This window comes from uncultured Corynebacterium sp., assembly GCF_947253065.1.
Classification (GTDB): domain Bacteria; phylum Actinomycetota; class Actinomycetes; order Mycobacteriales; family Mycobacteriaceae; genus Corynebacterium.
Genome location: NZ_CAMXWS010000054.1, coordinates 1 through 7,526, shown reverse-complemented (window position 1 = coordinate 7,526; position 7,526 = coordinate 1). Strand labels below are relative to the sequence as shown.

6 protein-coding genes are annotated in these 7,526 nt (G+C 57.9%); all 6 read right to left on the bottom strand.

Annotated features, from left to right (window positions below; all coding sequences use genetic code 11):
• The coding region (locus Q0X21_RS09545; protein WP_297851651.1) for a Mur ligase family protein at positions 1-578 on the bottom strand (578 nt) is incomplete at its 3' end.
• Positions 575-2,158, bottom strand: coding sequence for a UDP-N-acetylmuramoyl-L-alanyl-D-glutamate--2,6-diaminopimelate ligase (locus Q0X21_RS09540; protein WP_297851650.1), 1,584 nt, complete (start codon positions 2,156-2,158; stop codon positions 575-577). The genes Q0X21_RS09540 and Q0X21_RS09545, both read right to left, overlap by 4 nt.
• Before the next feature lie 16 nt (positions 2,159-2,174).
• On the bottom strand, positions 2,175-4,088 hold the full coding sequence (locus Q0X21_RS09535) for a penicillin-binding protein 2 (protein WP_297851649.1): 1,914 nt from the start codon (positions 4,086-4,088) through the stop codon (positions 2,175-2,177).
• Between the two features lie 191 nt (positions 4,089-4,279).
• Positions 4,280-5,095 carry a hypothetical protein gene (locus tag Q0X21_RS09530; protein ID WP_297851648.1) on the bottom strand — a complete coding sequence of 272 codons (816 nt, stop codon included), beginning with the start codon at positions 5,093-5,095 and terminating at the stop codon, positions 4,280-4,282.
• A gap of 92 nt (positions 5,096-5,187) precedes the next feature.
• Positions 5,188-6,201, bottom strand: a complete 1,014-nt coding sequence (gene rsmH / locus Q0X21_RS09525; protein WP_297851652.1) for a 16S rRNA (cytosine(1402)-N(4))-methyltransferase RsmH — start codon at positions 6,199-6,201, stop codon at positions 5,188-5,190.
• A gap of 205 nt (positions 6,202-6,406) precedes the next feature.
• Positions 6,407-6,841: a division/cell wall cluster transcriptional repressor MraZ gene (gene mraZ, locus Q0X21_RS09520; RefSeq protein ID WP_297851647.1), complete on the bottom strand. Its 435-nt coding sequence runs from the start codon at positions 6,839-6,841 to the stop codon at positions 6,407-6,409.
• Positions 6,842-7,526 lie beyond the last annotated feature (685 nt).

The window sequence follows — 7,526 nt, the reverse complement described above, 5'->3', positions numbered from 1 at the left end:
CCGATATTTCGCGCGGACATCTCCGCGATCAAAAAGTCTGTTTCCTCCGTGCAACGCAACACGGTGTACGGCAGCCCGATCTCGTTATTGAAGGATCCGGGCGGCGCAACAGTCTGACCACCGTTGCTCAATACATTCGCGATGAGGTCCTTCGTGGACGTCTTGCCAGCAGAACCCGTCACGCCAGTAATGCGCAGGCCATGCTTATCGACGAGCGTTCGCGCCACATGCCCCGCCAACTTCGCCATCCCGGCGACAACTGCTCGGGCCGAACCATCCGGATCGCCCGCAGCGAGATCGGAATTATCTCCCTCGATCTCCTCGACTGGCGGAAGAATGACCGCTGGAATGCCCACCTCACGTGCAACGAGCGCACCAACAGCGCCTCGCGCCATCGCCGATTCAGCGAAATCATGTCCATCGACATTGCTGCCGGGTAATGCGACGAAGAGTCCGCCTTCAGTGATCTTGCGGGAGTCGAATTCCACATAGCTGGTCACTGTTGCGTCTGGGTCCGCTGATTCGCTCAGCGTGCCACCGGTGACGCGCGCGATCTCTGCAAGTGTCCTCGGAATCATGCTTGTTCCTCCTTACCTGCGTTATCCGCCCTGAAACCGGATTCGGTCAACGCCTTACGCACTTCTTCACGGTCATCGAAATGATGGGTGACATCACCAATGATCTGACCCACCTCGTGACCCTTGCCCACGACGATCACTGCATCACCCGGCTGTGCCCATGCAATGAGCTGGGCAATGGCATCTGCACGCGAATCGCTTTCACGAATTTCTACGTTGTCACGCTTGGCTGCTACCTCTTCCGCACCACGGCGCACCGCTGCACGGATTCCAGCTGGATCTTCCGTGCGCGGATTGTCATCAGTGATAATCACCAGGTCTGCGCGCTGTGCGGATTCAGCACCCATGATCGGGCGCTTTGACTGGTCGCGATCGCCACCAGCACCGACAACGATGCCGACACGGCCATCAACCTGCGCGCGCAAAGAATCAAGTGCCGCCGCGATCGCTGCCGGCTTGTGCGCATAATCCACAACAGCAACGAATTCCTGTCCTGCGTCGATACGTTCCATGCGCCCGGGCACCGCAGCCTTACTCAGTCCGTTGAGGAACTCCTCTGCATCAATACCTGCCGCATCTGCGATAGCCGTTGCCAGTGCTGCGTTAGCCACATTGAATGCACCGGGCAGGGGCAAACGAGTCTCAATCTGCTGGCCATTCACGCTCACCGTGATGTCCTGCGCGCCACTGTCAGTTGTGCTGTTCAACGTCGCTACACAGTCAAGGCCCGCCTGGCCATGAGTGCCCACGGTGATGACATCGCGGTGCAGACTTTCAGCATCTACTCGTGCACGCTGCGCCATCTGCACGCCCCATTTATCGTCCACGCAAACCACACTGGTCTTTGCTGCCACCGGCGATGAGGCGTCGAAAAGCAATGCCTTTGCTTCGAAGTACTCCTCCATCGTCGGGTGGAAGTCCAAGTGATCTTGGGACAGGTTGGTAAAGCCAGCGACATCGAAGCTCGTGCCTGTGACTCGGCCCAACACGAGTGCGTGGGAGGAGACTTCCATGACCACGTGGGTGACTCCACGGCTGACCATGAGCGCGAAAAGCTCCTGCAACTTCGGTGCTTCAGGAGTGGTCAGCGTTGTCGGCACATCTTCTCCATTGATGCGCGTGCCTGTCGTGCCGATCAGCCCAACCTTGCAGCCAGCTGCTGCCAAGCCCGACTCCAGCATGTACGTCGTTGTCGTCTTACCAGACGTTCCAGTCACGCCGATCACGGTGAGCTTGTCCGAAGGATTCCCGTAGATTTCTGCGGAGACCAGGCCCAAAATCGCGCGGATATCCTTGACGACCAGCACCGGGCGAGCTTCTTCCGCCTCGGAAAGAATTGCCCAGCCGGCTTCATCCGTCAGGATCGCTGCAGCCCTCGAGGAAGCCGCATACGTTGCCCCGTGCACCCGAGTGCCAGGCAGCGCTGCGAAAACTGCGCCTGCTTCCACCGCGTTGGAATCAAGACTGATGCCTGAGACCTCCACCGGAGCAGACGGTGCATTTTCGACGCGGGCACCGGCGATATCAGCGACGACATCCAACGCGACAGCGGCCTCAAAAGTCTCGTTCTGATTGTTCATGACCACTCCTCGCTTTCTATTGGGCCTGCAGAATCATCGGTTCGCCCGGATCAGGGCTCTGGGAAATATTCTCGCGGTTGATCAGCCAGTTGGCGATCTGAGTGAAAATCGGCGCTGATGACTGTCCGCCACCACCGCCTTCCAGCGGACCGCGCTCCGGATCATCCAGCATCACCGCGACGACGAATCGTGGATCATCAGCCGGCGCGATACCTGCAAACGTGATCCAATAATCCGAATTGGAATAAGCACCAGTATCTGGGTTCACCTGCTGGGCAGTGCCGGTCTTTCCGGACAACTGGTAGCCCGGAATCGTGTTGCCCTGTGCGGTACCGGAGTTCACACCATTCGGATCGTCCTGGAAAGTTCCGCGGAACATATTCACCACTGTGTCAGCCGATTTCTCACTGACAACCCGGGTACGACGTGGTTCCTCCTGCGGAACCTCTTCACCGCTGGACTGAGTGACCTTGTTGATGATGCGCGGTTCAATTCGCTCACCACCATTGGCAAGGGCCTGGTAGATACTGGCCAATTGCAATGTGCTCACCGACATGCCCTGGCCAATCGGCAGGTTGGCAAAGGTACCACCCGACCACTGCTCACGGGTTGGCACAAGACCTGAAGACTCATTCGGCAATTCGATCCCGGTGGATTGGCCAACGCCAAAGCGCTTCAGATAATCGTCGAAACGATCCTCGCCCACTTTCTGCGCGAGCATCAGCGTGCCCACGTTCGAAGACTTACTGAAGATGCCGGTCGTTGTGTACGGAGCAACATCGTGCTGCCATGCATCAGCGACCGTGACACCGGACATCTCAATTGAACCCGGTACCTGGTGGACCTCATCCGGCGTGGTCAGTCCCTCTTCAATCGCGGCGGCTGCCGTGATGATCTTGGCTACTGAGCCTGGCTCATACGGGTGCGAGATCGACGGGTTTTCAAAGCTACGCCCCTGGGAGAGCTGCCTATCCAAATCACCATTCGGGTCAATCGTGCTGGTATTCGCCATGGCCAATACCTGACCCGTCTTGGCGTCCAGGACTACTGCTTCAGCATCCTTGGCCTTGGAATTCGCCTTCGCCTGCTCCAGCTGCTGCTGCACGTATGCCTGCAAATCCAGGTCGATCGTCAGCTCAACACGCGCACCATCGACGACTGGGACAACATCCCGCAGGGTGCCTGGAATAGCCTGCCCATTAGCGGAAACGTCTTCGGTGGAGCGGCCATCAATACCAGTGAGAATGGAATCGCTCGACGCCTCCAAACCAAATTGGCCCTGCCCATCCATGGACACACGGCCGACAATATTCTCGCCAATCGCACCATTCGGGTATTCACGAATATCCTGCCGATCAGCAGCGACACCGTGGAATTTCTCGGCGACCTTTGCTGCCACGTCAGGATCGACGTTGCGCACGAGCACCTCATAGTCGGTATCAGCGTGCAGCTTCTCCAGGATTTCCTTGGACTTCACACGCGGGGTCGGGAGCTTGTCTTTCTCCCCGTCCTTCTTCGTGTCTTTGTCGTCGCTGTTCTCAGTGTCGCTGGTTCCCTGCTGGCTTTCGCCGATCATTTCGGGAATCTCATTCGCCATCTGGCGGAGAATATCCTCAACGCGCGCTCCCTGCTGAGCTTCAGCTTCTGCACGGGTAGCACCGTTTTCATACATCTCATTACGCGCGATCTCGCCAAGTTCACGGCGCAGCGTCACCGGTGACACAGTCAGCGAACGGGCCTTCATCGTGTAGGCCAAATAATTGCCCTCACGATCAACGATCGCCCCACGCCGTGCGGGATCTTCAAAGGCCCGTCCACGCTGTTCGGCGGCCACGGTCTGAAGTTCCGGGCCCCACTTGAGCTGCACCCAAGCAAGACGACCGACAAGGACAAGCGCAGCCACCAAGAACACGGCGGTCAAGATACGCATGCGACTCGCAGTGATGACTTTTTGCGCAGGCATAGCCCGCGCTTGCCGCTTCCGCGGGTCCATTCTGCTCACGTCGCAGTTTCACCTACTTCTTTATCGCCAAAGCGCCTAGTGGATGCCTTTATCTTGCCCCGTTGCTAGGGCGAGATAGTGACCGCCACACATGATGCAGGAACTAAATGCTTCCTGTTTTAAAGGCCACCCGGGATCGAAGGGAGCGCCCCCGGTGCCACAGTTGGCGCATCGGCCGGAGCCTGCTGGCTTGCCGACGCACCAGAGGCGTTTCCGTCCGCTGGGTTGGTTGCTCCCGCTCGCGGTGCAGGCGCCGGAACAGCGGGTGCACCTCCATCACGCGGAAGGGCACTCTGTGGCAGCGCCGAGAGATTATCGGCGATATTCCGGGTGGCTTCACGGTCACTCGTCGCATGATCAGTGCGGATCGTTTCCTGATTCACATCGACGATGCGCAGGTTCTTCTCCGGATCTGCTTCACGTGTCTCATTTGCCTTGCCATCAGCCTCGACATTGATAATGCCGGGCTGTACAGGCACGACCATTCCTGCCCCATCAGCTTTGGCTGCAACCTCCGCAGCGGCACGAGCGTCTTCCACATTGCGGTTCAGTGTCTCAATCTCATTGTTGAGCGTGCGCTCTTGGCTCTGCAGCTGTTCGATCTTGAATGTTTGATCAGTCGAAAGAGCAGACAACAGCATGGCACCGAAGATGCCAAGAATGAGCAGCGGAAGCGCCATCAACGACATCGTGGAGAATTTCCGTTTCGCATCCGTACTGGTCACACGACGACCACGGACCGAGACAACCTGCTTCGATCCCAGACGGCGAGGACCGCGCGGAATGTGCGGGGCAATCCGCGGCTTCAAACCATTCGGCTTAACCGGCGATTGGGTGCGCTCAACCCGTCGGGTTGTCCGCTCAGGTGCGCGCTCGAGCAGCGCAGTCGAACCACCAGCGGCATTTCCAGCGGTGAGGTCTCGGCTTGCTCCCATTGTCGGGCTTCCCTTCGTCAGTGGCCATTGTTCGGATGCGTATGCGTTGGTAGTTCTGATTGATCTGTTGTGTGCTGTGCGCCTGGGGTGTGTCATCGCATACCCCCTGGCGGATCGTTATCCAGCTTTTCCACGGCGCGCACTCGCACCGACGCTGCCCTGCGGTTTACAGCGATCTCTTCTTCCGAAGCCTGCTCTGCACCGTGGGTGACAAGACGGAACTTCGGCGCCATACCCGGAAGTTCAGTGGGCAAACCCGGAGGGGTTTTCGACGCAGTCAGATCAACAAAAGCGCGCTTGACCAGCTTGTCCTCGTGGGACTGGTAGCTCATGAACACTGCACGTCCGCCAACGCCGAGAAGATCCGTAACCATTGGGATGACATTGGTCAGCGCATCCAATTCGCGGTTGACTTCGACGCGGAGCGCCTGGAAAGTGCGCTTTGCCGGGTGTCCGCCGGTACGCCTCGTCGCCGCCGGGATCACGCTGTACAGCAGATCCACAAGACGACCCGAACGCTCAAACGGTTCCTTTTCACGCTCTGCAAGAACCGCGGAAGCAATCTTTCCCGCGAATCGTTCATCGCCATACGTCTTCAGCACTCGGGCAAGGTCCCCGTGGCTGTAGGTGTTCAGGACATCCGCTGCGGTCAAACCAGCGCTCGGATCCATCCGCATATCCAGTGGTGCATCCACGCGGTAGGCAAAACCGCGCTCCTCCTGATCAAGCTGCATCGAGGAGACGCCCAGGTCGAAAAAGGCGCCCGCCAATCCAATGGTGCGGACGCGATCAAAAACCGGGTGAGTGTTGTTTTCCACTTCGTCCGCAATGCAATCGAACCGCCCGCGGACCGGAATGAACCGATCCTCAAACGGCTCCAAGCGCTCTTGCGCCTGGGCGAGCGCTGCCCCATCACGGTCAATACCGATCACTGAGGCTTCCGGAAATTCAGTAAGGAAGTATTCAGTGTGCCCACCGGCGCCCAAGGTTCCATCGACGATCACCGCATCAGCACCGAATTTCTGTACGGCCGGACGCAGCAGATCGCCCATACGATCGCGCATCACAGGGACGTGACCATGGTTGGCATCAATACCGAAATCCATCTCGGACTTCTGAGCTTTGTGCTGTGCCACCGTGGGCCACCCCCTTTTAATGTGCCTGGTTGTTCGTGCTGCGGTGTTGGTCTGACTGCAGTTGTAAATAAGGGGGAACGTGTAGAGCCCTACACGGGGCGGTCATTCTGATATCGGGGAAGTACACCAGAACGACTCGCGCCCCGCGCAGAGTTCGTACACGCTCCCCGCCCGCTTAGAGCAGGCCCGAGAGAATGTCGTCCTCATCGGCGGCCGAGAAGGCAGCCTCAGTATTTTCTTGGTACTTCTTCCAGGACTCCGCGTCCCAGATCTCCAAGAAATCCACCGAGCCGATGACCACGCATTCCTTTGAAAGATTCGCGTAATCCCGGTGCGCCGGCGACAACGTGATGCGACCAGAACCATCAAGCGCCTGCTCATCCGCACTTGCTGCCAAGTTACGAATGAACGCACGTGCCTTCGGGTTCGTACGAGACACCGCAGCCGCCTTACGAGCACGTGCCGCAAATTCCTCGCGGGGATAGACCGCCAAAGAGTGGTCCTGCCCCTTAGTCACCATCAATCCGTCCGCTAAACCCTCACGGAATTTAGCAGGCAATGTCAGGCGCCCCTTGTCGTCCAGCTTCGGGGTATAGGTGCCAAGAAACATCCGGCGCCCTACCTTCCTTAGCTCGACGATTCCGGCTGTGAACTTTTGTCAGATCCGACCCGGCATCGTCATACCGGTCCTTCACTGCCACCCACTTTAACCCACTATCCCCCACAAACGCCACATTAGGACACAAAATTCTTCGTTCGTGTCACAAATAACCAGTTCACAACATCAATACTGCGTGGCGCACCCGCCCGCTCACAATAGTATTCATCGCCACCACACAACACTTTCACCTCAAAAAACGACTTCAGCACCTCCACTACACAACACCCCACCGCCGCGTTTCCGCAGGAAAATAACAAGCAAACTTAAAAACCACCCGCCGGTGGGTGAAAGTGGGGGCTCCTGGTGGGGAGAAGTGGTGGACGCAGAGTGGGAAGAAATGGGCGCCCGTGGCACAAAGGGATGAACGCATGAAAAATCCCCTCCACAAATCTGAACTGCTCCCCATTAGTTGGACTGAGAAATCAGTTACCAACTAGTGGGGAGTAGTTTTCATTGAGGGCACGAAGTTCGCTGAGCGAGCATCAGCGTGAGCAGTTGGTGGAGTGTTTCGAGCAAGGCATGGGCTCTATAGCCGCTGCCAATGCTCTTGGTGTCTCCAAATACGCCGTCCGTACGCTCCGTCGTCGGTTTCAGCTGCATGGCAGGCTATGTCTTGTGGAGAAACCGACAAAGC

Coding starts and splice junctions, on each gene's coding strand:
- Q0X21_RS09540 (WP_297851650.1), bottom strand. CDS start 2,158: ATGAACAATCAGAACGAGACTTTTGAGGCCGCTGTCGCGTTGGATGTC.
- Q0X21_RS09535 (WP_297851649.1), bottom strand. CDS start 4,088: ATGCGTATCTTGACCGCCGTGTTCTTGGTGGCTGCGCTTGTCCTTGTC.
- Q0X21_RS09530 (WP_297851648.1), bottom strand. CDS start 5,095: ATGGGAGCAAGCCGAGACCTCACCGCTGGAAATGCCGCTGGTGGTTCG.
- rsmH (WP_297851652.1), bottom strand. CDS start 6,201: ATGGATTTCGGTATTGATGCCAACCATGGTCACGTCCCTGTGATGCGC.
- mraZ (WP_297851647.1), bottom strand. CDS start 6,841: ATGTTTCTTGGCACCTATACCCCGAAGCTGGACGACAAGGGGCGCCTG.